Origin of the sequence: Proteiniborus sp., assembly GCF_040308045.1 — a bacterium.
Classification (GTDB): domain Bacteria; phylum Bacillota; class Clostridia; order Tissierellales; family Proteiniboraceae; genus Proteiniborus.
In genome coordinates, this window is sequence record NZ_JAWRHZ010000057.1 from 1 (window position 1) to 24655 (window position 24655).

Annotated in this window: 23 protein-coding genes; 4 read left to right on the forward strand and 19 right to left on the reverse strand. The window is 29.2% G+C overall.

Annotation, left to right across the window (positions count from 1 at the left end; genetic code table 11):
- Positions 1-175: 175 nt before the first annotated feature.
- The 9 genes from holA to ABV008_RS11990 all read right to left on the reverse strand — a co-directional run bounded on the left by holA (position 176) and on the right by ABV008_RS11990 (position 11338).
- Complete coding sequence (gene holA, locus ABV008_RS11950; RefSeq protein WP_352420056.1) at positions 176-1210, reverse strand: DNA polymerase III subunit delta; 1035 nt, start codon at positions 1208-1210, stop codon at positions 176-178.
- Positions 1211-1283: 73 nt separating this feature from the next.
- The gene (locus ABV008_RS11955) at positions 1284-3737 is read right to left on the reverse strand and encodes a DNA internalization-related competence protein ComEC/Rec2 (RefSeq protein ID WP_352420057.1); all 2454 of its coding nucleotides are present in this window, start codon (positions 3735-3737) and stop codon (positions 1284-1286) included.
- A 123-nt stretch (positions 3738-3860) separates the two neighbouring features.
- On the reverse strand, positions 3861-4856 hold the full coding sequence (gene argF / locus ABV008_RS11960; RefSeq protein WP_352420058.1) for an ornithine carbamoyltransferase: 996 nt from the start codon (positions 4854-4856) through the stop codon (positions 3861-3863).
- 24 nt (positions 4857-4880) lie between these two features.
- Positions 4881-6119 carry an arginine deiminase gene (gene arcA, locus ABV008_RS11965; protein ID WP_352420059.1) on the reverse strand — a complete coding sequence of 413 codons (1239 nt, stop codon included), beginning with the start codon at positions 6117-6119 and terminating at the stop codon, positions 4881-4883.
- Positions 6120-6442: 323 nt separating this feature from the next.
- Positions 6443-7246 (reverse strand): ECF transporter S component, encoded by an 804-nt coding sequence (locus ABV008_RS11970; protein ID WP_352420060.1) that lies wholly within the window; start codon positions 7244-7246, stop codon positions 6443-6445.
- A 95-nt stretch (positions 7247-7341) separates the two neighbouring features.
- Positions 7342-8721 (reverse strand): DUF4129 domain-containing protein, encoded by a 1380-nt coding sequence (locus ABV008_RS11975; protein WP_352420061.1) that lies wholly within the window; start codon positions 8719-8721, stop codon positions 7342-7344.
- A gap of 12 nt (positions 8722-8733) precedes the next feature.
- Positions 8734-9873, reverse strand: coding sequence for a DUF58 domain-containing protein (locus ABV008_RS11980; protein ID WP_352420062.1), 1140 nt, complete (start codon positions 9871-9873; stop codon positions 8734-8736).
- A 13-nt stretch (positions 9874-9886) separates the two neighbouring features.
- Positions 9887-10846, reverse strand: coding sequence for an AAA family ATPase (locus ABV008_RS11985; RefSeq protein WP_352420063.1), 960 nt, complete (start codon positions 10844-10846; stop codon positions 9887-9889).
- Positions 10847-11149: 303 nt separating this feature from the next.
- Positions 11150-11338, reverse strand: coding sequence for a DUF4177 domain-containing protein (locus tag ABV008_RS11990; RefSeq protein WP_352420064.1), 189 nt, complete (start codon positions 11336-11338; stop codon positions 11150-11152).
- Between the two features lie 282 nt (positions 11339-11620).
- Between ABV008_RS11990 and ABV008_RS11995 the strand changes: the two genes are divergently transcribed.
- Positions 11621-12031 (forward strand): hypothetical protein, encoded by a 411-nt coding sequence (locus tag ABV008_RS11995; RefSeq protein ID WP_352420065.1) that lies wholly within the window; start codon positions 11621-11623, stop codon positions 12029-12031.
- A gap of 26 nt (positions 12032-12057) precedes the next feature.
- On the opposite strand, the gene ABV008_RS12000 is transcribed toward ABV008_RS11995, so the two are convergent.
- Together ABV008_RS12000 and ABV008_RS12005 are read right to left on the reverse strand one after the other, a co-directional pair.
- Complete coding sequence (locus ABV008_RS12000) at positions 12058-12627, reverse strand: hypothetical protein (RefSeq protein ID WP_352420066.1); 570 nt, start codon at positions 12625-12627, stop codon at positions 12058-12060.
- A gap of 181 nt (positions 12628-12808) precedes the next feature.
- Positions 12809-13492 (reverse strand): Crp/Fnr family transcriptional regulator, encoded by a 684-nt coding sequence (locus tag ABV008_RS12005; protein WP_352420067.1) that lies wholly within the window; start codon positions 13490-13492, stop codon positions 12809-12811.
- A 166-nt stretch (positions 13493-13658) separates the two neighbouring features.
- Here ABV008_RS12005 and ABV008_RS12010 point away from each other — a divergent pair, with 166 nt between their 5' ends.
- Both ABV008_RS12010 and ABV008_RS12015 read left to right on the forward strand, forming a co-directional pair.
- Complete coding sequence (locus ABV008_RS12010) at positions 13659-14678, forward strand: hypothetical protein (protein ID WP_352420068.1); 1020 nt, start codon at positions 13659-13661, stop codon at positions 14676-14678.
- 98 nt (positions 14679-14776) lie between these two features.
- Entirely contained in the window at positions 14777-15982 is a 1206-nt protein-coding gene (locus ABV008_RS12015; protein WP_352420069.1) for an alanyl-tRNA editing protein, read from the forward strand.
- A 44-nt stretch (positions 15983-16026) separates the two neighbouring features.
- Here ABV008_RS12015 and ABV008_RS12020 read toward each other — a convergent pair whose 3' ends face one another.
- The 4 genes from ABV008_RS12020 to ABV008_RS12035 all read right to left on the reverse strand — a co-directional run bounded on the left by ABV008_RS12020 (position 16027) and on the right by ABV008_RS12035 (position 18394).
- Positions 16027-17268 (reverse strand): aminopeptidase P family protein, encoded by a 1242-nt coding sequence (locus ABV008_RS12020; RefSeq protein WP_352420070.1) that lies wholly within the window; start codon positions 17266-17268, stop codon positions 16027-16029.
- Positions 17269-17272: 4 nt separating this feature from the next.
- On the reverse strand, positions 17273-17632 hold the full coding sequence (locus ABV008_RS12025; protein ID WP_352420071.1) for a hypothetical protein: 360 nt from the start codon (positions 17630-17632) through the stop codon (positions 17273-17275).
- 15 nt (positions 17633-17647) lie between these two features.
- Positions 17648-18049, reverse strand: coding sequence for a bacteriohemerythrin (locus tag ABV008_RS12030; protein WP_352420072.1), 402 nt, complete (start codon positions 18047-18049; stop codon positions 17648-17650).
- A gap of 69 nt (positions 18050-18118) precedes the next feature.
- A complete protein-coding gene (locus tag ABV008_RS12035) occupies positions 18119-18394 on the reverse strand; it encodes a hypothetical protein (RefSeq protein ID WP_352420073.1) in 276 nt (91 codons plus the stop codon).
- A gap of 178 nt (positions 18395-18572) precedes the next feature.
- Here ABV008_RS12035 and ABV008_RS12040 point away from each other — a divergent pair, with 178 nt between their 5' ends.
- A complete protein-coding gene (locus ABV008_RS12040) occupies positions 18573-19118 on the forward strand; it encodes a superoxide dismutase family protein (RefSeq protein WP_352420074.1) in 546 nt (181 codons plus the stop codon).
- A gap of 194 nt (positions 19119-19312) precedes the next feature.
- Here the strand turns inward: ABV008_RS12040 and galE are convergent, their stop codons facing one another.
- The 4 genes from galE to rsgA form a co-directional block, all read right to left on the reverse strand.
- Complete coding sequence (gene galE, locus ABV008_RS12045) at positions 19313-20302, reverse strand: UDP-glucose 4-epimerase GalE (RefSeq protein WP_352420075.1); 990 nt, start codon at positions 20300-20302, stop codon at positions 19313-19315.
- A gap of 280 nt (positions 20303-20582) precedes the next feature.
- On the reverse strand, positions 20583-22235 hold the full coding sequence (locus ABV008_RS12050; protein WP_352420076.1) for a glutamine--tRNA ligase/YqeY domain fusion protein: 1653 nt from the start codon (positions 22233-22235) through the stop codon (positions 20583-20585).
- Positions 22236-22390: 155 nt separating this feature from the next.
- Complete coding sequence (locus ABV008_RS12055) at positions 22391-23197, reverse strand: AAA family ATPase (RefSeq protein ID WP_352420077.1); 807 nt, start codon at positions 23195-23197, stop codon at positions 22391-22393.
- 134 nt (positions 23198-23331) lie between these two features.
- Positions 23332-24390 carry a ribosome small subunit-dependent GTPase A gene (rsgA, locus tag ABV008_RS12060; protein ID WP_352420078.1) on the reverse strand — a complete coding sequence of 353 codons (1059 nt, stop codon included), beginning with the start codon at positions 24388-24390 and terminating at the stop codon, positions 23332-23334.
- Between the last annotated feature and the right edge of the window lie 265 nt (positions 24391-24655).

Below are 24655 nucleotides of genomic sequence, written 5' to 3' on the forward strand. Positions count from 1 at the left end.
TTTGAGTTCCCTTCGCCCTTGTTACTTTTGCTTAAGCATTTTCTTATTTTTGTCAAGGGTGGCGGGAGAACCTACTCAAAATTTGCTTTAAAAACACTATTTTTTGACCATTATTTTTTCATAGAACTTTTTACATTACCATTTATAATTCATAATATATTAAACATTTATTTTTTTATTCACCAAGTTCAGCTATGAACATTTCAACACCTAACTTCCATTCTAATTTACCTGTTTTTATAGCTCTATCGACCTCTAGGGCTTTTTCTAAAACCAAGTCAAGCCTACTTGAAGAAAAGTTCCTTGTTTGAGATACTAATTTCTTAACTACAAATGCAGGGACATTAATTTTTTGCGCAATATCTCCTTGACTATAACCTTTTTCTTCATAAAGCTTAGTAAGTACCAACATTCTTATTTGCCTGATAATCATGTGGAATATCAATTGAATAGGCTCGTTTTCAAGAATCATATCATTAAATATAGATAAAGCTATATCAGTTTTTTTCTGGCCTAATGCATCAACAAGAGCAAAAACATTGTTTTGAAGGGATTTAATCACTCCCTTTTCAATGTCTTTTTTCTCTACTGTAGTTCTATCTCCTAAATAACTGCATATTTTATTGATTTCATTTTCTAAATCATATAATGTGCGATTGCTACTAGCGTCATAATAACCAACTTGATTAAGAAAAAATTGAATATCTAATTTTGATACTTTCTTGTCATTTTTGAAAAATATACTTTGAGTCCATTTAATCAACTCCATATCTCTTAGCTTTAAAAGTTGTACTATTTCTCCATTTTGTTTAATTGTTTTAACAACTTTTTTTCTGTTATCAATTTTTTCTTCATTAATTATAAAAATTAAGCATGTGGAAATATTCAGTCTTCGTAAATAGTTGCATAGTTCCTCTTCATCTATATTGCTTGTTTCTTTCTTTGTGGTGAACAACGGAAGATCTTCTACAATAACTATTTTTTTGTCAGCCAAAAAAGGAAGAGTCTCACAGGCATTGATTATTAAATCTGTTGATGTTTCTTTTCCGTCAATATATATTAAGTTTAAGGATTCAAAAGCTTTATCAATATATTTCTTCTTAATATCAAATAGTATATAGTCCTTTAAATACATCTCATTTCCATACAAGAGATAAACTCTTTTTAGATTATTGTTTTTTATATCTTTTAGCATGTCTTTGTAATCCATAAATCCACTCCCTTAGAAAAATCATATAAAATTATTAACTAAAAATTTTACCCTATAATTGTTCACATAGTATTTACATTGAATTTCTCAAATTAAAGCTAAATTTAGCATAAATCTTGCACATAAAATACGAACTAATTATGTAGATAAATAAGAAAAGTAATTCATATCTATATTTTATTATTATATCATTAATTGTAGGTTTGTCCTTGACATATGTATGTATTTTTATTCCATTATTATTTATTCGAAAGGTAATTAATCCATTCTCATCATTTCTTAAAACTTTTGCGCCTATTTGTTTATACCTATCTAATACTTCAGTATTTGGATGTCCAAAGTTATTTTTACCTACTTGAATAACTGTGTATGATGGACTCGCTGCTTTTAATAGTTCGGGAGTTGATGATGTGCTACTGCCATGATGGGGAGCTTTTATAATATCTATTTTTCCAAGTTCAAAATTATTAATAATTTTATATTCGCTCTCTTTTTCTATGTCACCTGTAAAAAGAATTTTCTTATTATAGCTTATAAGATTTAAAACCATAGATAAATTATTTTCATTGGAAATTGTATCTATAGACATATTATAAGAAGGGTTTAAAACCTTAATAAAATTATTATTATCTAAATAAATTGAATCATTTTCATATATTTTAAACACTTTGGTATTGGACATATTTGACAAATGCATTATTTCATTAAATAGTTCGTTTTCTGTATTCTCATATCCAATAAAAATATTATCTATTTTTATGTTATTTAATAAGGAAATTAATCCTTCTGCATGGTCTTCATGAAAATGTGAAATAAAAACTGCATCTAATCTATTTATACCTTTCTTAACTAGAAAAGGTAGTACTATCCTTTCACCTACATCGAATTTACTAAATGCAGTACCTCCTGTATCTATTAAAAACACTTTATCCTTAGTAGATACAAGACAGCTATCCCCTTGTCCAACATCAATGAACTCCAAAGTAGTTTCGTTAAAGATAATCACATTAAAAAATCCAACTAAAATAACCAAAATCATATAATTAAAAATGAGTTTGTTAATCTTTGGCTTGAAGAAATCGATTCTAATAATCCTTAGACCAGCAAGTAGAACAAGGTAGAAAAGCAGAATAAATCTAATACCTAAGGACGGTAAAGATAAGTTAATAAAAGAAAATTTATAAAGCGTATCTATTATAAAATTTGCTGCATTTAATATTATATTCAACAAATATCCTAGCAAAAAAATTGGATTTATAAAAATAATGGATACAATAATTAGTATAAAACAAAGAACTAACGAAAAAGAAAATATAGGTATTAGAATAAGATTAGACATTAAAGAAATTACTGCATATGAATTAAAATGGTAAGCTAAAATTGGAAATAAACCTATTTGAACTGCTATAAGTGAAGATAATAATCTAGCAACTGTTTTACTATATATTGATAATAAACAATTGATCCTAGGAGTTAATATGATAATAGAAGTAGTTGCAACGAATGATAGTTGAAATCCTACATCAAAAATCCATAAAGGTCTTATCATTATTAAAAGTAAAGCAGCAAAAGACAATGTGTTTATTGAATCATATCTTCTATAGAACAAAGCTGATAAAGATAAAATACTGAACATTATTGATGACCTTAATACAGATGCTGGGAAACCAATTAAAAATGCATAAATCCAAATTATTATTAAAGAAATTATAACAGAAAACTTTTTATCAGTACCTAAAAGTTTTAATATCTTAGCTATAAATAAATAAATGATACCTATATGTAAGCCCGATACAGCTAAAATATGAGATAATCCTAGTTCTCTAAACCTTGTCCCAGTTTCTTCATCTAAAAAGCTATCTTGACCTAATATTATTGAGCTCATAATTCTACTGTTTTTTTCATCAAGTGTATTCTTTAAAATACTAATGATTTTCTCTTGAAACTTAAGTCTTAATATTTGCTTTTGACTAGTTTTATCTTTAGATATGATATATAGAGAACTACTATCAGAATTTAAAGTAGTGTGAATATCTTTTGTTTGTAAATAAAGTCTGTAGTTAAATAGCCCTGGATTTGTATTTTCCCTAGGCAATAATAGTCTACCTTTAACCCTTATTTTATAACCAACATCTAAAATTTCTTTATCATAATAATTAAGTAATATTTTCTCTTCAAGGTTTAAAAGCTTATTATTATAGAAAAGCCTATTAACCTTTACGACATAAGTACTCTTATCTTCATTTAATGCAGTTCTATTTTCTATAACACCTTCTATCACTAAATCCTTATCATAGAAATTATCTAAATCACTTTTCACGCTATTTAATGTCATTATCATTCCCAAAAAAATAAATAGAACAAATAATACTAAATTATACCCTTTCTCTAAAACAAAAGAAATTACTAATCCTGCAACAAGTAAAATAGCAACTATAATTGCTGTTATCCTATCCACAACTAAATTGTATGAAATATATATACCTATAATAAATGGAATGACTAAAAGTAAAAAAAGCCTTTTCATAAATAACACCATTCCCAATACTGTAGTGTATTACCATTTATGTACATTATAGCATATTTCGAATAAAGTTGACTTATAAATCAAAAAGAGCCTGATGTGAAGTGAACAGGCTCTTCCATAATTTTATTGATTTCCAAGTGTAGCTACCATTACAGCTTTGATTGTATGAACTCTATTTTCTGCTTCATCAAAGACTACTGAATGTCCACTTTCAAATACTTCATCTGTAACTTCCATTGCTGTCAAACCGTATTTTTGATATATTTCTTCTCCTACTGAAGTCTTTAAGTCATGGAATGCTGGTAAGCAGTGCAAGAATAGCACATTCTCATCAGCTTTTTTTATCATATCCATATTCACTTGGTATGCTTTTAAAAGCCTTATTCTTTCTTCAAAGTGTTCTTCTTCACCCATAGATACCCATACATCGGTATAGATTACATCAACGCCTTTTACTCCATCATCGACAGAATCTGTAATAGTTATTGTAGCTCCTGTGCCTTTGGCAATTTCTTTAGCTGTATTTATGATTTCGTCCTCTGGGAATAATTCTCTTGGAGATACTATTCTCATGTCCATACCCATTTTAGCTCCACCTATCATAAGTGAATTGGCCATATTGTTTCTTCCATCACCTACATATGCAAATTTTATTCCTTTTAAATATCCTTTATGTTCTTTGATAGTTAGAAAATCAGCTAATATTTGAGTAGGATGATATCTATCAGTAAGTCCATTCCAAACAGGTATTCCTGCATATTCTGCTAACTCTTCTACTGTCTCATGCTTAAAACCTCTAAACTCTATTCCATCAAACATTCTCCCTAAGACCCTTGCAGTATCCGCAACTGATTCTTTTTTACCTAATTGAATATCTCCTTTTCCTAAGTATTCTGCATGAGCCCCCTCATCTACTGCAGCCACAGTGAAGGCACACCTTGTTCTAGTAGAAGGTTTTTCAAAAATTAAAGCAATATTTTTACCTTCTAAAGTTCTTGGTTTTACTCCTGCATATTTTAGTCTTTTTAGTTCAGCAGCTAAATCAATTAAATATTCTATTTCTTTTGTTGAAAAGTCCCTTAGTGTTAGGAAATGTCTCCCTTTCAAATTAAATGCCATTAATAATCCTCCTTTATATTTAAATTATAAATTTTCTCTGATTAAAGGCATACTCATACATCTTGGCCCACCACGTCCTCTCGAAAGCTCTGAGCAAGACATTACATGAGTTTTAATTCCATGTTCTTCAAGAAGTTTATTTGTAACATAATTTCTTGCATATACTATTACTTCGCCAGGCGCTATAGCTAAAGTATTTGAACCATCATTCCATTGTTCTCTTGCAGCGTCTATGGCATTACCTCCAGCACAGCGAATCAAGGTAATTTTATCCATATCAAGGTACTTTAGCAATATTTCTTCTAAAGGCAACTCTTCCTTCTCAATAGAAAGTTCGCCAAAAAATCTCATACTTTTGGTAATTGAGTAAACTGTTAGATTGCCTTCAACCTCAGGATGAATAGTGAACTTGTCATAGTCAACCATAGTGAATACAGTATCTAAATGCATAAAAGCTCTCTTCTTCGGAATATCAAAAGCAAGAACTGTTTCAAAACTTTGATTTGAATACAAAATTTTTTCAGCAAATTTTTCTATAGCAGCTGCATCAGTCCTAGCAGAAATACCTACTGCAATAACTTTAGGATTTAAAACTAGAATATCTCCTCCCTCAAGGGAGAAAGTTTCTTTTCTATTGAACCATATTGGTATATCTGCATCTCTAAATCTAGGATGATTTTCAAAAATATATTTGGCGAAAATTGTTTCTCTATTTCTAACATGAGTTTTCATACGATTAAGTGTTATTCCGCTGCCAATAGTCGCAAAAGGATCTCTAGTAAAATAAAGATTTGGCATTGGATCTAATACAAAAGGATACTTAGTATCAGTTATATCCACAAGAGACTTGTTTATTAACTTTGGAATTTCATCTTTTCTAACTCCTGCCATTAGTTTATCAATTAACTCTTTATTGCTAAATTTATCAAAATAGTCCTTAAGTACTTCTTTAGTGCCTATTCCCACAACATTACCTTCTTCTAAAAAATCTTGTATAAAATTATTTCTGACTTCAGGCTCAGTAATGGCTTCAGCAGACAGGTCTTCTAGATATAAAACTTCTACACCATTTCCACGTAATATTTCAGCAAAATTGTCATGCTCTCTTCTAGCTAAATCTAAGTAAGGTATGTCATCAAATAATAATCTTTCCAGATAATCCGGAACAAGGTTTTCAAGTTCTCTGCCTGGACGGTGCAATAATACTGTTTTTAACTTTCCAATTTCCGAATATACATTAAGTATTTTGTTTCTACCTCCCACAATAACAACCCCCTCTTTATACAGGTGTTATGCATATTTTATAAGAAAATGTCAATTATCCTACTTCTCCTTAATTTGATTATATTAATATCCTTGCTAATGTGTCAAGATTGTATGGTTTTATATATATTCATATTCTGTATAATAATGCATTTTGTGCAAAATATTATTATCAATATTTTTGCTTATTATTGAAGTTATCAGATTCAGGAAAATGTTTTCCTGATTTTTTTCTTAAAGATTAAATAAATATACAATAAAATAATATATTTCTCTTATATTCTAAATTTTCCGAATTATTAAAAAAAGTTAAAAAATAAGCTCTAGATAATTCTAGAGCTTATTTTTGTAGATACCTTTGATTTTTTTAAAGCTAATATTATTGGAAATGCAATAACTGCTCCTCCAATAAACTGAATAATATTAGCAGGAACACTAAACATAGGAATTATCATATTTCCCTTCAATATTCCTCCAGCTATATAGTATCCAACTACCATCCAAAGACCTGCTAATGTCATTCCCATTAAACTATTCATACTAAACAGTTCTTTATCCTTTTTCTTTAATATAATTGATAGTACAACAATAAATACTGGAATTATGATAGCAGCAAACATCAAAGATAACTGAACACTATTTATTAAGCTTTCTAACTGCTGAGTTCCATCTAAACTTAATTTTTCTACAAGAAAGCCAGCCACTTCTGAATTTTCAAGGTTAGAGGATATATTATATAATGTTGTTTTAAAGTATATAGCTGTTCCTACCCAGCCAATTCCGATAGTGTATGAAATAATACTTCTAAGAGTTTTCAGCTTATGGCTATTCACATCTTGTGCCATAAGGCCAACAATTGCTCCCATTATTCCTTTTATTATTAGAGTTGGAAGCGCCCAGTGTGCATATCCCAAAAATAAGTCTGCCATAGCTGAGCCAACACCACCAGCAAATAGTCCATACTTCCACCCTAAAAGTATTGAGGTCACAAATATCATACTATCTCCAGTGTGTATGTATCCTTCTGTAAATGGTATTGGAATTTGAGGGATTATTGCCGTAGTTACAAATACTAATGCAGTCATTAACCCTCCATAGGTTAGTTTTCTAACATTAACATTATCCATTGCTATACCTCCCTTAATTAAATTGTTATTATAATAATTTAATTATAACATAAGTGTATCGGTATTCAAGGGGGTAGTTTAGCAATTGTATCGATTCATTGTTGATTGTTAATTTTAATTATATTGCTTTTGACATTAATACAGTTTTCGATTTCCTCTTCTGTAGGCTCTATTCTACCATATCTATATTCATTGTAAATTCGAGTTAAATCTCTAATACCAGTATTAATATACTTAGATTTATTTAAAGTAGATAGAAATTCATTAGGTGTATGATTATTTGCAAATTCATATCCTTTTTCTTTAAGTGTCAATATTGTATCTAAATAAATGCGCCTAATTACAGGAATATCATAAATATTATTTCTAGACTTTGAAAAAGCCATAGATACATTTAAAATTAATCTTTTAAGAGATTTTCCAATTCTCTTTCTCATTTCCTTCGGAGATAAAATAAACTCTTTTTCTTCTTCCTCATTCTCTTCATTTTCAGATAGAAGACTTATGTTGCTTATTGCTTTTATAATGTAAAAAATAATTATAAAAATAATTGAAATGACAATACTCCATTTAACAATATTAAATACCAAGTCTATGATAAATTGCGTGTTTGAAGATAAAGTACTACTTGGAATGTTTTCTATCTCTTCACTTATTTCACCATTATTTAACCTCTCAAGGATTGAAAAATCAGCTTTTCTATATATTAGTTCCCCAATTTTAGTTATAAAAAGCGCTATAGGATAGATTATAATCTCTCCAATTTTTTGTAATATGGAGCTGATTGCATTAAATAATTTACTAGAAAATATTATTTTCCAAACGTCAAAAAAACCTGTTAAAGTAAATGCTAATACTATAATTATTAATGAAAAAGAAATCAAATTTATAATTCTAATATTTTTTGCTTTATTTAAAGAATTTGAATTTCTTTTATTATAAGCAACCTCTATATTCGTTATAGCAAAATAAGATAATGCAGAACCTACATATATAGGAAAAAACATTTTTAACTTTTGAGCCGTAGCACTTTCTCCGTTAGTTAAACTTATTATTAAAATAATAAATAAATAGACTAAAAGACTTATTATAAAAATTTTCTTTGTAGATTGTATATCTCTATCTTCAACTATGCTCACAAAACTTCTATACCATCCAAATAAGTAGATTATGAAGCATATTACTATAGTTTCACTTGATGTAACAAGAGAACTAACTAGTGATAAAAACACGGCAAAAAATATTGTAATATATTTCTTTTTAAAATTCGATTTAATTTTTATGAGAACATAAGAATTTAAATAATATGCACATAAATAATTTACTAAGGAAAAGGCTATAATTCTGTTAATTATTGAGGTGCTATCAATCTCTGCAAAAAGAAATATAAGCAAGATACCAGAAATTGAGATGATAGCTGTCTCAAATAATCCTTTAACTATTATGTTAAATATGTTATTGAGCTTTGCATACATTTGCTCACCCTCTTACTTATCATCATTAATAAATTCATAACTATAGATAATTTCTACCTCTTTAAATAATCCTTCTGTCTTCAAACTATTATCAAGAAGAATTAGTTTTATATAATAACCAGCTTTTATCATTGAGTTTATCTTTTTTATCAAATCATAAGTAATATGAGATATAATCAAAATTATTACATTATTCTTATCTATAAGTCTTGTATTTTTACTTAAAAATTTATCAAAACTATCTATAGGTAAATATGAAGTTTTGGCTAAAGCATCAAAAATAATCATTTTTTGTTTTCTCCCATTACTAGGCTTAACAAAAATATCACGATTGTCACCATAAAAAAGGGCGTTTGAAGAATAGCCTACATCTACCTTCTCATCAATTGCTTTATGAGCAATTGATGCTGCAATATCTATTCCCTTTTCTATTAATTCCGAATTTACATTTTGCCAATATATGTCGCTAGTTTGTACGTTTAAGAGTATAATAATAGATGGATCAGCTGTATAGTCAAGTTTTTTTACATGCAGTTTGCTTGTTCTAGCCGTGGCCTTCCAATCAATAGTATTAAAGCTGTCATAGGGTGTATATTCCCTTGCTCCAATTACAGATATGTTGTCTGGAATTATCCAGCGTCTCACCGACAACTCACCTTGAATGCTCTTAGATGGCATTATAAGTTGTCCAAGAGGCTTAACTTCCGGATAAACTATTAATTTCATAGGATAATGTATTTCTTTTTCTGCGACAGCAAATCCAAAAAAATCTCCTACTGACATTTTTACATCATTAAAAGAATAATATCCTCTTTTTTTACAAAAAATTGTATTGTGTTTTTTTATTCTTTGAAAGCTTAGTAATGAAGTAACTACCTTATATATTTTTTCGCTTTTATTATTGTGTACAACTACTCTTTGATCTTTAAAATCAATTTCTATAGGAATATTTGCGTTCACTTCTATCCATGGCAGTATTAAAAGTTTATCATTTGTTATTTCAGTAGTTAACCTAACTGGATCTCCAATAAAAACCCTTTCTTTATCAATGTATCTCTTATATTCTAAATTCTTTAACGCTAATTTTTCCCATCTATCCAAAATCCTAAACATAATAATAAGTAAAGTAAAAATAGTTATAACTACACCCATGATTATTCAGCTCCTAATGGCCTCTAGTTTTTTCTACAGGGGTATTAATTTTCAAGAGTATATGATCTAATATGTCCTCTGCATTTCTACCTTTAATTTGAGCATGGGAATTTAATATAAGTCTATGAACAAAAATTGGTTTTATAAGAAACTTAACATCATCAGGCAGTACGTAGTCTCTTCCATTTATTGCTGCATATGCCTGTGAGGCCTTAAATAAGGCTAAACTCCCCCTTGGACTTATTCCCAGTTCTATTTCTTCATTTTCACGTGTGGCGTTAACAATTTTCAAAATGTATTCTATTATATCTTCATCTACATAAACATTTGAATAATCTCTTCTAGCTTTTATAATATCTTCTATCGATACTACTGCTTGAATTTCGTTTATTGGGTTATTCTCTTTAAATCTCATCAATATTTCAAATTCTTCTTCAAATTTTGGATATCCCATGGAAAGTTTCATGAAAAATCTATCTAGCTGTGCTTCTGGAAGAGGAAATGTACCTGAGGTTTCTATTGGATTTTGAGTAGCTATTACAAAAAAAGGTTCTTTCAATTTATAGGTTATTCCGTCTATACTAACTTGATGCTCTTCCATGGCTTCCAATAGACTCGATTGCGTTCTTGGAGTAGCTCTATTAATTTCATCAGCCAAAACAATTTGACTCATTATTGGGCCTTCCTTTAATTGAAATTCCCCTGTTTTTTGATTGTAATAGTTTAATCCTAAAATATCTGAAGGTAATAAATCAGGAGTAAATTGTATTCTTTTAAAATCACAATCTAAAGATCTTGCTAAGGATTTTGCCAGCATAGTTTTGCCTAGTCCTGGAGCATCCTCCAATAATACATGACCTGAACATATTATTGAGGTAATTACCAAATCAATAACATCATCTTTCCCTACAATAACATTTTGTATATTGTCTTTGACTCTGAATACAAGATCCTTAATTCTCTTAACATCCATACAAGCACCCTCCCCTTATCTGTTTGTCAAATATTTGATTATATTATATCAGTGAGTTATCTACTTTTTTTTAAATATCTGTTACAATTTTCCTTTGAAAATTAACAATCTGTAACATATAGCAATAATTTCTGAATATTAGAAAATAGAGAGGATTAACTTTATAACCTCTCTATTTTCTTCTTTTTTTATACATCCTATTGAACGAAAAAATTATAAGCAAAAAACCTATAACTTTGTAAAGATATCCTATTGACCTAGTATCATTCGTAAGTGTTAATAGAAAAAAATAATTACTCATTATTAATCCTCTATTATTTCTCTTTTAAAGACAGCAATTAAATTCCTGGGGTTATTTAGCGATTTTAAGCTTACTAGCTCCCAACCATCTGCACCTAAAACATTAAATTTTTTTTCGTGTTCTTTAGTCAATACTAGTGATGTTACACCATAAGCCTTTATATTTTCTATTTTATATTCGTATTTTCTCATCAATAGCACCCTCCCTTTGTATTATAACATAAATTTTTTTTAAAGAGCCACGATTTTTAGGTAATTATCTCAATTTTTGTGGCATAATAATTATTGAAATTCTACTTTTTTTGAGTAAAATTTATTATATCTAGAATTCAAAAAAATAGATAGGCATTTATTTTAACAGTTCAACATATTAATTTTAAAAAGACTTAAATATAGTCACTAGCTTTTTGATGGCTATTTCAAAATGATGATGTTCATTAACTTCATATCCATTATTTTTATGGGAGGTTTTTTATGAGTAGGTTGCAAATTGAACTAAGTGAGTTAAATAAGCTCTACGACGAAATCTACTATGGTAACTTCAAAAATGTGGAAGTAGCATTAGATATTGTCTCAAATATCATATCAGAAAAAGAATTTGAGTGTGAAGAAGAATTTATTTTTGGTTTGTCTAGTATTATAGAAATAATAGTAGGGGTATTAGATGAAGCTTCAGATGTATTAGACAACGAAGGCTTATACGATGTTTCCAATTATATCAAAGATAAAATAGATAAAATACAAAGTGGAGAAAATGATGAATATATTGAAAGCACTTACACAAACTATTTAAACGAAGATTATGATGATGTTTATGATGATGAGGAATTATTTGAAGTTGATGAGAACTATGATGAAGATGGCTTTTATGAAAATGATTATTAAAAAGAAAACCAAAGATGGTTTTCTTTTTAATTGCTAAAAGATAATATATGTTCTATAGCATTAGCTGGTTTATAAAAAAGTTGTAAGTTCATGCTGATTCTTTTTTCATCATAATAAAGAGAAACGAATATACTATGAATTTTTTTACTATCATATCCATTAAAATCATAGTTAATAAACTTATTAATAATATAAGAAGCCAACTCATCATCAATCTTATATAAATCATAATCGCTTTCTCTAAAAGCAAATTTTAGCTCATCTATCCTTCCACAGTCTTTTTCTGCAATATCATATAATATTCCCATCTGTTGCTCAATGTTTGAAACTAAGGCTCTCCATTTCTTTAAGCCTTGTCTATTGATTTTACAAGCTATTTTCTCATTATCTTCATAAAACTTTATCAATAAAAACTTTGCACAACAATTTAAAGCTGACTTAGTAATAAATAACTCATACCATTCTTCCTCACTTAGCTGTCTGTTTAGGCCACTTTTTAGTTTGATTTTTCTCAAGACGCCCCTATTATCATATTTATACTTCATTATGAAAAAATCTATAAAATCCTTGAAATCTAATATTATTTCATTTGACATTTCATTGAAGCACCTCCTTCGATGTTAGTCTTTTATTATTTTAAAGATTATTAACGTGTTCTTCAATAATTATTATACGCTAGGAAATAATTAACGACAAAAAATAAAAACTTCTATTTAAGCTTATTAGTAGTATATAAGCATTATAAATAGAAGTAATATAGTAATAAAGCCTAATTTATTAACTTAACCACACCTTTAATTTGTTCTTATCTAGAATGATTATTTTTCGTCCAATTACTTTTATTGCATTCTCCTTGCTAAATTGGCTTAATGCTCTGCTTACAGTTTCTCTGGACGTTCCTGCTAAACCCGCTAGCTCCTCTCGTGTTAACTTTAAAGATAACTCAAAAGCTCCATCTTCAGTCTCTATACCATACCTTTCCATTAACTTTAAAAGAGCTTGAGCAGTCCTGACATATGTGTCATTTAGAGCCATATTTTTTATTCTTGACTGTGCTTCTTTTAACCTCTTATTTAAAACTTTTATAATATTTAATGCCATATCTGGATTTTCTTTAATAATTTCTTCCAAATCATCATTATTAATGCTGAGAATAATGCAATCCTCTAATGCTACAACAGTAGCAGGGTTTGTTCCTCCTTCAAATAGTGTTACTTCTGCAAATATTTTGGACTTACCCTTAATATCTAAAATTATCTCTCTTCCGTCGCTACTAGTTTTAAAGATTTTTACCTTGCCAGATTTTATTATAAATACGTTTTCGCTATTTTCTCCTTCAACAATTATCGCACTACCTTTCTTGTATGTCCTTTCCTTAGTTATTCTTTCAAGTTTATGCAATTCATCATTATTCATACCTACGAATAAAGGTATTTTTTTTAAATACTCTATTATCGACATAATATCACCTGCATATTTTCTATTGTAAAACCTTGTTTCAGTCTATTATACTAAACAAATCAACAAAAATAAAATAATTGTTCAAGTATTAATGAATAAAAAGAAATATATAAAAATAGTAATTATATAATATTATAACTAGTATTTTCATTAGGGCGGTGTAAATATGATAGAAAGAAAAAAAATTTCGTTACCAATAATATTAGTACTATTTGTTCTATTTTTACTAGTATTCAGGCTTTATAACGAATCTAAAACTAATAGTCTAACTTTTAATCAAATAATAATGCATAACAATTTACTTAGCAAAAAGTTAGTTGATAATTTCTTTTCTGATAATGATGAAATAAAAGAACTATCGGCGGAGTCAATAAAAAAAATAGCTCTTGAGAATCTTGGATATGAAAATTGGTTAAATTACATAGATTTTATTGATATACATTTATATTTTTTTGATGTAGTCCATGATAATACAGAAGATCTTATTATATCGGTGAATCTATCTCAAGATCAGGGCGTAATCGGCATATATAGATTGCTTGAAGATAAATATGTATTAACTAGTAAAATTGATGGTCTTTGCAATATTAAAAATATAACTGCTTTTAGAATTGAGCCTTCAAAAAAAGCTTTTATATTAACTGAAGAATTACTGGATGAAATGGTTGGAGCATATTTTGTTGATAGTTTTATCAGGGTATTTTCTGGAATTGAAAATGAATTTGTAGAAGTATTTCGCCAGTCTATAGATTACACAGCATATTATTATGAAAAATGGGGAGAGCCAAATGCTTCTGATCCAAAATGGTATAAAATAATTGAAAGTAGCGTTGTTGATAATATAGCTACAGAAAAAGAACATATCACAATTAATGTATCAAAATCATTATCTAAATTTGAAGCCATAAACTCTACTAGTTTTTCTATACCTAATGATTATAAGCTTATAGAGCAAAATAGCTTTGATATCAAGTTCTTTTGGAGCGAACTATATAATTCTTTTATTATATCCGAAGGTAAGATTATATCAAAAAATATAGAAGTAGGAATCTTAGAGGATACAGCACAAACTGTAGATTACCTATTGAATTTGACAGGAAAATACTATAAAGTGATAGATGAGAATAAAAGAATATTATTTATTGATAAAAATGATATTATCATAATTAAAGATTTTTCTACTTAATAATCTTAAGGATAATGAAAAAACAAGCTATTTTCAGGATGAAAGTAAATCCTTAGCAGATAAATTGAAATCAAATTGATAACTGAAAGGATGATAATATGACAGACAAAGTATATCTAGAAAACCCCTATTTAAAGGAACTTACAGCAAAAATAGTTAATAAGGAATACTCTAATAGTAAGTTTTATATTACCTTAAATAGAACTATAATATATCCTCACTTATGTGGTGGACAACCTATGGACAAGGCTACAATAAATGACTCAAAGGTAATTGATGTGTATGAAGAAGGCGATAATATTGTGCATGTCCTTGAAGATAATCTAATTACTGATACAGTAAATATAGCCATTGATTGGAATAACCGTTTTGATCATATGCAGCAGCATACAGGTCAGCACTTACTTTCTGCTGTAATCTATAAACTATATAACGCAAATACTATAGGAATGCATATTGGACGTGATTATGTATATATTGATGTAGCAATACCAAATCTTTCTGAAAGTGATGTTGAGAAAATCGAAAGATTCGCTAACGAAATTATATATAGTAACTTTTCAATAAAAACTTATAAAGTTGAAAATAAGGATATCCCAAGTATTCCACTAAGAAAACTTCCTACGGTAGATAAAAATATTAGAATTGTTGAAATCGAGAATGTAGATATTACTCCATGCGCCGGAACACACCTTAGAAACATTGGAGAAGTAGGAATGGTTAAGATAAGGAAGTGGGAAAAATATAAAGGTAATACTAGAATTGAATTTGTCTGCGGAAACAGAGCGCTAAAAGATTATACATTAAAAAACTATTATATTAACAATATTTCTACCCTATTATCATCAAAGGATGTAGACACATACGATTCTGTAAGAAAGCTTTATGAAGATTATAAGTTGTTAGAAAAAAATTTGTTAGATACTAAGGCAAAATTATTGAATTATCAAGTTAATGATTTTATCAATGAAGGTAATATAAGAAAAAATATAAGAATAGTAAATAAAATATTATACGATTATGATCCTAAGATGGCTAAATATGCTATGTCTCAAATACTTTCACATTCTAAAACTGCATGCATTCTGTGCATTATTGAAAATGACTATAAATGCCATATATTTATGGGTAGGTCTAGAGATATTAATATAAACATGAAGGAAATATTTGACTCTGTTATTAATATTATTAATGGAAAAGGTGGTGGAACTCCCGAACTCGTACAAGGAGGGGGTCCAAATACAGCTAATGTCCCTTCTCTTATGGAAAAAAGTTTAGAACTGTTGGAGAAAATAATTGAATAATTTTTAGTAGTTATAGATAAATAAAGAGAAGTTTTTACTTCTCTTTATTTATTCATTAAAGCTTCTATTTCTTCAATAGTTTTTATAATGTCTTTTGATAAGTTCTCACATCCATTTTTAGTTACAACTACATTATCTTCTATTCTAATTCCTATACCTTCTTCTTCTATGTACAATCCTGGCTCTATAGTAAGTACCATTCCTGGCTCAAGGTTTGCTCCTCTATCTCCTACATCATGAGTATCTAGTCCTAAATAGTGGCTTACACCATGATAATAATATTTAGATATTTCTTCATCTTCTTTAATAAGCCCAATTTTTTTACACTCTTCTATTAAAACATTTTTAGTTACATTATTTAACTCTTTATATGGAAGTCCTGGTTTAACTGCTTTAATAGTTTCTAGCTGTGACTTAAGTACAATATTATATATTTCTTTCTGTCTTTCAGTAAATCTTCCGTTAACAGGAAAAGTTCTAGATATATCTGCACAATAATTATTATATTCAGCACCTAAATCAAATAGAATAAGGTCTCCATCCATCATTTCACAGTTATTTTCACCATAGTGTAGCACTATTGCATTTTTCCCAGAGGCAGCAATAGTATTAAATGCATGTCTTTTCGCTCCTAGAGTTTTTAATTCAAAATCAAAATAAGCTTCAAGTTGGTATTCCATCATGCCAGGCTTTGAGTTCTCCATCATCTTTCTTATTCCTTGGTTTGTGATTTCTATTGCTTTTTTAATCATATCTATTTCATATTCTGCTTTTATCATTCTAGATTTAGCTATAATATTATAAGAGTTGTTAATATTTATATGAGGATATTTTTCTCTGATGTTTTTCGCTAAAGTATAGGCTTTAGTTTCACTGCCATCCCATCCACGTCTTTCTAAATCCAAATAAATCCTTGAAAAATCACCATCAAATAATATATAGTTTATATAATCATTAAGGCTGTTTACTGGTTTGATATTTTCTATTCCAGAAATTGATCTTGCCTCTTCTTCTTTCATTCTAAAGCCTGTCCATTTTTCTTCTAAAGCTGTCACTTTATCAATGAATAATGTTTCTTTTAGTTTATTATTTCTTTTTTCAATTAATAACACAAATTTTTCTCGCTCAATCCCTACCATGTAATAAAAGTTTTTATTTACAATAAAATCATATTCTGCATCTGCAGATTTATGAGGAGCTATGCCAGAAAATAAAATGAATAATGAGTTGTCTTCTATATTACTCATAATTCTCTTTCTAGTATTGATGTAAAAATCTCTATTCATTATTTCACCTTCCTAATTTATATTTTATGATTCTAAATTCTACAGAATGCTCGGAATCCATAATCTCCATTCTTATACATTTATAGTCAACTTCAAAGTTTATTACAGATGAGTGTAAATCAATGTTTCTTAAAAAGTGAACTGTACATAAAGAATTATTGTTAAGCTTACTTAATCTGATGACAATATTTTTTATCATAGAACATTGAATCCTGTTTCCAAAATAAATTGGAATATCATCAAAATATAATTCTAAAGTCCTATAGTCCAAAGAAATTATCAGATCAATATCTACTTCGTCTTCTCTCAATATTCTTATATCAAAATCACTTAAAAGCTTAAATCCATATTGTTCTAAATCCATGATCTCATCCTTCTTTTATCTTACAATCCCTTTATATTTAAAATCCGTTCCAAGTATATGGCTAGATATCCAGTTTACTATAAAATCTAAAATATCAAGAATAACTTTTTTCTGTCTAGCATCTATATCTTGAGCTTCAATCTCAACTAATTTTTCAATAAACTTATCGTGTTGTTGTTTATGTTTATCAATATCATCGTAATTATACTTTTCCATTAAACTTTCTTCAAACCCAAAATGATATACTGTATAATCTTTTAAACTATTTAATAGTGCAATTATTTCATCATAATGATCTTGCCCATCTTTTAATGTGGCTAAATTATAAATTTCCCCTCCTATCTCAAATAATCTCTTATGTTGTCTGTCTATTTCCTCAATTCCAATACTAAAATTGTCTTTCCACTTAAAAATCATGTTTTTCCTCCTTTGACGTTTTTCAGGTTATACCATATTTTTTTGAAGATAATGTTTTATAGTTCTACATTAGTTTTTCATAATATTTCTAGATGTAATACAACCAATTACAAAAAGTCCTAAATTAAAAAAAACTAACAAATAATCAAAAATATTTTTTTCTGGTATTTTCCCTATAAGTCTGTTTATTGATAAAAAAACTAGCCCAAGAAAAATAGTATTAGTGACCTTAGCAATTTTCCACTCTAACCTGAACTTTGTATTTATTATGGTCAAAATTTCATCTAGTATTAGAAAAAAACACAATACTAAGGTAGCATAATAAAACATTTCTAAAAATACCACATGGAACACTCCTTGAAATAACCCATATATTAGTTAGCAAATTTTTAGCTCTTTTATTTATTCAACATATAGATTGTTTTTCCTCCAATAATCTCAAAAGAAATAATGAAGCACCTAAAAATAAGAATAAACATAAATATATATTAGAGGTTTAATAAGAAAGGACTGAAGTAATATTATGTATTATGATGGAGTGATGAATTATCTATATGCCAATCCTTATATTAACTATTATTCTTATTTTGGATACGGAGAAAAAGTAGATGCTGTTGCATATATTCATGGTGGACCCCTTGCTCCACAAATTAATGGTGTAGTGTACTTCAAGGAAGATGACAGTGGTACAGAAGTTAAGGTTAAAGTTTCCGGACTTCCTAAATATGAACCAGCAAGAAATGGTAAACAACCTATCGGTCCTCATGGCTTTCATATACATGAGAATGGAGTATGTGAAGTAGGGGATCCAAATGAGCCTTTTAAATCTTCTGGTGAACATTGGAATCCAGATAATCAGTCACATGGCAATCACGCTGGTGATTTCCCTGTTTTGTTTTCTAATAACGGTTATGCGGAAATGAGTTTTTTTACTAACAGATTTAGACCTAGAGATGTAATAGGAAAATCAATTATAATACATCAAAATCCTGACGATTATCGCTCTCAACCAGCAGGCAATGCAGGCAAAAGACTAGCATGTGGAGTAATACAACCAAGATATTTCTAGATATTTATAAATAGAGCTGCCAAGATTTATAAAGTGCAGCTCTTATATTTTATTTATAAATCTATTATAGTTTTCTTATCATTTATGATAAGATTTCTTATGATATGTCTATAGTAAAATAGGACTACCCTATAGAGTAATCCTTTATAACTCATATAATTTGCTGTTTTATTAACTGCTTTTCTGGTAAATAATTACTTTTCATATCCATTTACATTCTTTCTGTGAAACTCCCATGCTGATGAAATTATATCTTTTATTTCAGTATATTCAGGTACCCAACCAAGAATATTTTTCGCCTTTTCAGAAGAAGCGATTAAAATAGCAGGATCACCTGGTCTCCTTGATATAATTTCTTTAGCAATACTGGTTTCTATAACCTCTTCAGAAGCTTCTATTATTTCATTTACAGTAAACCCCAGACCATTGCCAAGATTAAAAATGTTGCTATCATTGCCTTTTCTTAAATACTCTAAAGCTAATAGGTGTGCACTTATTAAGTCCATAACATGAATATAATCTCTTATACATGTACCATCTTTTGTATTATAGTCGTTTCCATAAACATTAATCTTCTCTCTCTTTTTTAAAGGTACCTGTAAAACTAAAGGTATCAGATGTGTTTCAGGATTATGGTCTTCTCCAATAAGTCCATTTGGATGTGCGCCAGCCACATTAAAATACCTTAGTGAAACGTACTTTATACCATGTGCCGTATCTACCCATTTCATTATCTTTTCCATAGCTAATTTAGTCTCGCCGTAAGGATTTGTAGGTTCCGCTAAATCAAACTCTTTAATAGGAATAGACTTAGGTTCTCCATAAACTGCAGCAGAAGAAGAAAATACTATCTTTCTTACATTATTTAAAACCATTGCTTTTAATAAAACTTCCATTCCATAAACATTATTATCAAAGTATTTTAGTGGTTCAGTCATACTCTCTCCAACTAAAGAATTTGCGGCAAAGTGAATTACTGCCTCAATATTATGCTTTGAAAACACTGTATTTAGAAAATCAATATCTCTAATATCACCTTGGTAAAAGATAGCACTTTTATGTACCGCATTAATATGCCCTGTTTGAAGATTGTCTATAACTACAACCTTCTCTCCTTTTTCAATTAATTCATATACACAATGGGAACCTATGTATCCTGCCCCGCCACAAATAAGTACTGGCATTTACTCTCCTCCTAATGTCCTTATGAATTTACGAAAACTATTGTGTATATTATACCACAAAAATTTTATGTTACATCTCTATTTAATTCTTTAAATACTGTGCCTTTTCCAAAATAAGTGAATATAAAAGATGCATAAAGTAATAAGAAGTACTATGTAATCCTACTTTAATACACTAGAATACAATTGGACTGCTTGTAGTTTGAAAAAATCATTAACTCATAAATTAAAGTGGTCAATAGCAACTATTGACCACTTCAATTTTCAAATGTTGATTATCTTATATCTTAAAGGAACTCTTTAATGATACTATTCTGTTGAAAACTAGTTTTTCTCCTGTAGTATACTTTGTGTCTACATTAAAGTATCCATGTCTGAAAAGCTGGAATTTATCTTGAGGTTTAGCTTCTTTCATACTTGGTTCTACAAACCCTTGTAGGATTTCTAATGAATTTGGGTTTATATTATCTAAAAATGTTTCTCCTTCTTCCTGCTCATCATCGAGTATTAGTGGCTCGTATAACCTTATTTCTGCAGGAACTGCATTTCTTGCTTCTACCCAGTGAATTGTACCCTTTACCTTTCTTCCAGTGAATCCAGTTCCACTCTTTGTTTCAGGATCATATGTGCATCTCAGCTCAACTACATTCCCCTCTGCATCTTTAATTACTTCATTGCATTTAATGAAATAAGCGTTTTTTAATCTAACTTCATTGCCTGGGAAAAGCCTGAAATATTTTTTAGGTGGATTTTCCATAAAGTCGTCTTGCTCAATATATATTTCTCTTGAGAAAGGTATCTTTCTTTCGCCTAGTTCAGGATTTTCAGCATTATTTTCTGCATCAAGCCACTCAATTTGACCTTCTGGATAGTTTGTTATAACAACTTTAAGTGGTTTTATTACAGCCATTACTCTAGAAACTTTAAGCTTCAAGTCTTCCCTAACGAAATGCTCTAACATTTGCTCGTCTACTATACTATTACTCTTAGAAACACCTATTTCTCTACAAAAGTTTCTGATAGCCTCTGGAGTATATCCTTTTCTTCTTAATCCTGATATTGTAGGCATTCTTGGATCATCCCAGCCATCAACTATACTTTCATCAACTAGCAGTTTTAGTTTTCTCTTGCTCATTACTGTATTTGTAAGATTCAATCTTGCAAACTCTATTTGTTGTGGTTGGTTTTCCATCTCACATTCTCTTACAAACCAATCATATAAAGGTCTTTGGTCTTCAAACTCTAATGTGCATATAGAATGTGTTATTCCTTCTATAGCATCCTCTAGAGGATGTGCAAAAGAATACATAGGATATATACACCATTTATCACCTGTATTATGATGAGTTGAATGAGATATTCTATAGATAACAGGATCTCTCATGTTAATGTTAGGAGAAGCCATGTCTATCTTAGCCCTTAATACTTTTTCTCCATCTTTAAATTCACCTTTTCTCATACGTTCAAAAAGTTCTAGGTTTTCTTCTGTAGTCCTATTTCTATATGGGCTTTCCTTTCCAGGCTCTGTAAGTGTTCCTCTGTATTCCCTAATTTCATCTGCAGATAAATCACATACATAGGCCTTACCTTTTTTGACTAATAATACTGCTCTTTCGTACATTTCATCAAAATAATCCGATGCAAAACGAAGCTCCTCCCACTGGAAGCCAAGCCACTTCACATCTTCCTTTATAGATTCAACAAATTCTACTTCTTCCTTGGTAGGATTAGTGTCGTCGAATCTAAGATTAGTCCTGCCATTAAACTCATCAGCTAGTTCAAAGTTTAATGTTATAGACTTAGCATGGCCTATATGTAAATAGCCATTAGGCTCTGGAGGAAACCTTGTAATTATTTCTTTATGCTTGCCTGATTCTAAGTCGCTGATTACAATATTTCTGATAAAGTTTGATGATACTGGTTTGTCGTTCATTGTAACACAACCTTCCTTTTCTCTGCTTTATTGTTAACTTATAATATAACACAATTATAAGATTTTTTCTATTTATATTAACCTTTATATTATGATATACTATTTTAACTGTTTTAATAATTTTATGCAATCTTTTTGAAAAAGTTATACTATGTCTAAAGGTATCTTAAAAATCCTTCTGGACTATTTAAAAATGATTTGAAGAATTTGACAGATTCTATATCGGTGTAGTTTATTTTCTTAATAGGTAAATTATTCAGGTCGTATATAGTTGCGCCAGGATAAGCCATTATAATTGGAGAATGAGTGGCTATAATAAATTGAGAATTTTGATTTATCATTTCCTTAAGCATTGCCATAAAAGCAAACTGATTCATAGGTGATAAGGGTGTTTCTGGCTCGTCTAATATAAAAAGTCCATTATGAGTAAATCTTGCGCTAAAAAATTCTAAAAAGCTTTCTCCATGTGATTTAGCCACTAAATCCCCATTATACATATTTTTCATTTCATAAAGTGAACGTGCATAGGGCATTCGAGCAAGATTTCGTACATGCTGGGATCTGTCTTGAAACCTATTATCAGATTCTCGCATCTCTTGTTCCATCTCAGTTTTAATATAATGTAATTTTCTCATATAGTTAATAAAGTCCTCAGACCTTAAAAAAAATCCTTTATTTGTTTTTAAAGTCCACGATAGCTTAAGGTATTTTGAAAGGTTTCTTGCATTTTCAAATTCTATATCCATATTGATATCTGTATCCCCTATAGTGATAGAGCCTATAGCACATGCAATTGCCTCTAACAAAGTAGATTTGCCAGTACCATTTTCTCCTACTAATATAGTTACTGGAGAATCAAAAGCAATATGATCAAAAGATTTCATTAATGTAGTATTAAATGGGTAAACATTAATAAACTCTTGACTTTTATTTGAATAGCTTACTTCCTTTAGATGAAACATTTTTCTTCATCCTTTCCTATTAACTATGAATATCTCTACTTAGATATTGATATTATCAAATCAAAGCACAAAAGTAAAGAAAGCTACTTCTCTGTTAATAAGAAATAGCCTTCATTGTTAATTTGGTATTTAACCTACCTTAGAGACTTAGTAAACTTTTTAGCTAATTTTTTATATTGAATTTCTGCTTTTCTATTCAACTTTCTTTCTGTGTACTCAGCTTCTTTCTTAAGCTTTACATAGCTCTCATATCTTTTTTTACTTAGTGTACCATTGCTAATGGCTTCTTTTACCGCACAATTTGGTTCTGATGAATGAGTACAATCTGAAAACTTGCACTTTAAGGAGAGTCCTTCTATATCCTTAAATGCAGTATCTATACTATCACTGACATCTAATATATGCAATTCTCTCATTCCAGGAGTGTCTATAACCACTCCCCCTTCTGGAAGTATTACAAGCTCTCTATTAGTAGTAGTATGTCTTCCTTTTTCCCCTATGTTACTTACCTCCTGGGTTATCTGTCTACTTTCTCCTAGTAGCTCGTTTATAATAGTGGATTTACCCACTCCAGAAGAGCCAATAAAAGCAACTGTAATTCCCTTTTCTAAATAATTTTCAACTTCTGAAATTCCTGATTTACTAACACAGCTAATGCAATGAACATCAATACCAAACAGAATACCAGATGTTTGATCAAGCTTTTCATCTACGTCCTTACATAAATCTGCCTTTGTGAGTAGTACAACTGGTCTAGCTCCACTATCCCATGCCATAGTAATATATCTTTCCAGTCTTCTTAAGTTAAAATTATTGTTTAGTGACATACATATAAAAGCTATATCTATATTAGCAGCTATAATCTGCTCATCAAATGAGTTTCCTGCAACCTTTCTTGAAAACTTACTTTTTCTTTCTAGTATTCCACGAATAATAGTTCTATCATTTTGATTAGAATTTTTATCTAATATTACCCAGTCGCCAACAGCAGGGTAATCATCTCTTCCAGTTGCAGAATTAATCATCTTCCCTGAGACTGAAGCGAATATCTCACCATCTTCAGTGTATACTTTATATAAACTTCTGTATTCTACTGCTACTCTTCCAATGCTATAGGAATCACCATACTGCTCAATTCCTTTTTCAAAGCATTCGTTCCAGCCTAAATCAAGTAAATTATATTTGTTTGTCAATTCTTAATCCTCCCATTAATTTAGGGCATAGAAATACCCTAGTTGTAGTTTTTTTAGATGAACCACTCCTAGGGTTGTATAGGCACAAAAACGCTATATAACTAAAATTTATAAACGACTAGTTATAAATTGATTGACATATCTCTAGAAGTGGCAGTATGAAATTATTAGATTTGTTTAAGTAAAAATTACATTTAATATTTTTCATAACGCATCACTCCTTCTATTATTCATACTTTATATAATAACAAATTATAGTATATTT

What these genes read in the sequence shown, in the direction of transcription:
- ABV008_RS12050 (WP_352420076.1), bottom strand. Translation starts at nt 22,235, where the DNA reads ATGAACGACAAACCAGTATCATCAAACTTTATCAGAAATATTGTAATC.
- ABV008_RS12015 (WP_352420069.1), top strand. Translation starts at nt 14,777, where the DNA reads ATGACAGACAAAGTATATCTAGAAAACCCCTATTTAAAGGAACTTACA.
- argF (WP_352420058.1), bottom strand. Translation starts at nt 4,856, where the DNA reads ATGGCATTTAATTTGAAAGGGAGACATTTCCTAACACTAAGGGACTTT.
- ABV008_RS12005 (WP_352420067.1), bottom strand. Translation starts at nt 13,492, where the DNA reads ATGTCGATAATAGAGTATTTAAAAAAAATACCTTTATTCGTAGGTATG.
- ABV008_RS11980 (WP_352420062.1), bottom strand. Translation starts at nt 9,873, where the DNA reads ATGGGTGTAGTTATAACTATTTTTACTTTACTTATTATTATGTTTAGG.
- ABV008_RS12010 (WP_352420068.1), top strand. Translation starts at nt 13,659, where the DNA reads ATGATAGAAAGAAAAAAAATTTCGTTACCAATAATATTAGTACTATTT.
- ABV008_RS12020 (WP_352420070.1), bottom strand. Translation starts at nt 17,268, where the DNA reads ATGAATAGAGATTTTTACATCAATACTAGAAAGAGAATTATGAGTAAT.
- ABV008_RS12055 (WP_352420077.1), bottom strand. Translation starts at nt 23,197, where the DNA reads ATGTTTCATCTAAAGGAAGTAAGCTATTCAAATAAAAGTCAAGAGTTT.
- ABV008_RS11995 (WP_352420065.1), top strand. Translation starts at nt 11,621, where the DNA reads ATGAGTAGGTTGCAAATTGAACTAAGTGAGTTAAATAAGCTCTACGAC.
- ABV008_RS11955 (WP_352420057.1), bottom strand. Translation starts at nt 3,737, where the DNA reads ATGAAAAGGCTTTTTTTACTTTTAGTCATTCCATTTATTATAGGTATA.
- ABV008_RS12025 (WP_352420071.1), bottom strand. Translation starts at nt 17,632, where the DNA reads ATGGATTTAGAACAATATGGATTTAAGCTTTTAAGTGATTTTGATATA.
- ABV008_RS11985 (WP_352420063.1), bottom strand. Translation starts at nt 10,846, where the DNA reads ATGGATGTTAAGAGAATTAAGGATCTTGTATTCAGAGTCAAAGACAAT.
- galE (WP_352420075.1), bottom strand. Translation starts at nt 20,302, where the DNA reads ATGCCAGTACTTATTTGTGGCGGGGCAGGATACATAGGTTCCCATTGT.
- ABV008_RS11990 (WP_352420064.1), bottom strand. Translation starts at nt 11,338, where the DNA reads ATGAGAAAATACGAATATAAAATAGAAAATATAAAGGCTTATGGTGTA.
- ABV008_RS12040 (WP_352420074.1), top strand. Translation starts at nt 18,573, where the DNA reads ATGTATTATGATGGAGTGATGAATTATCTATATGCCAATCCTTATATT.
- ABV008_RS11975 (WP_352420061.1), bottom strand. Translation starts at nt 8,721, where the DNA reads ATGTATGCAAAGCTCAATAACATATTTAACATAATAGTTAAAGGATTA.
- ABV008_RS12000 (WP_352420066.1), bottom strand. Translation starts at nt 12,627, where the DNA reads ATGTCAAATGAAATAATATTAGATTTCAAGGATTTTATAGATTTTTTC.
- ABV008_RS12030 (WP_352420072.1), bottom strand. Translation starts at nt 18,049, where the DNA reads ATGATTTTTAAGTGGAAAGACAATTTTAGTATTGGAATTGAGGAAATA.
- holA (WP_352420056.1), bottom strand. Translation starts at nt 1,210, where the DNA reads ATGGATTACAAAGACATGCTAAAAGATATAAAAAACAATAATCTAAAA.
- ABV008_RS11970 (WP_352420060.1), bottom strand. Translation starts at nt 7,246, where the DNA reads ATGGATAATGTTAATGTTAGAAAACTAACCTATGGAGGGTTAATGACT.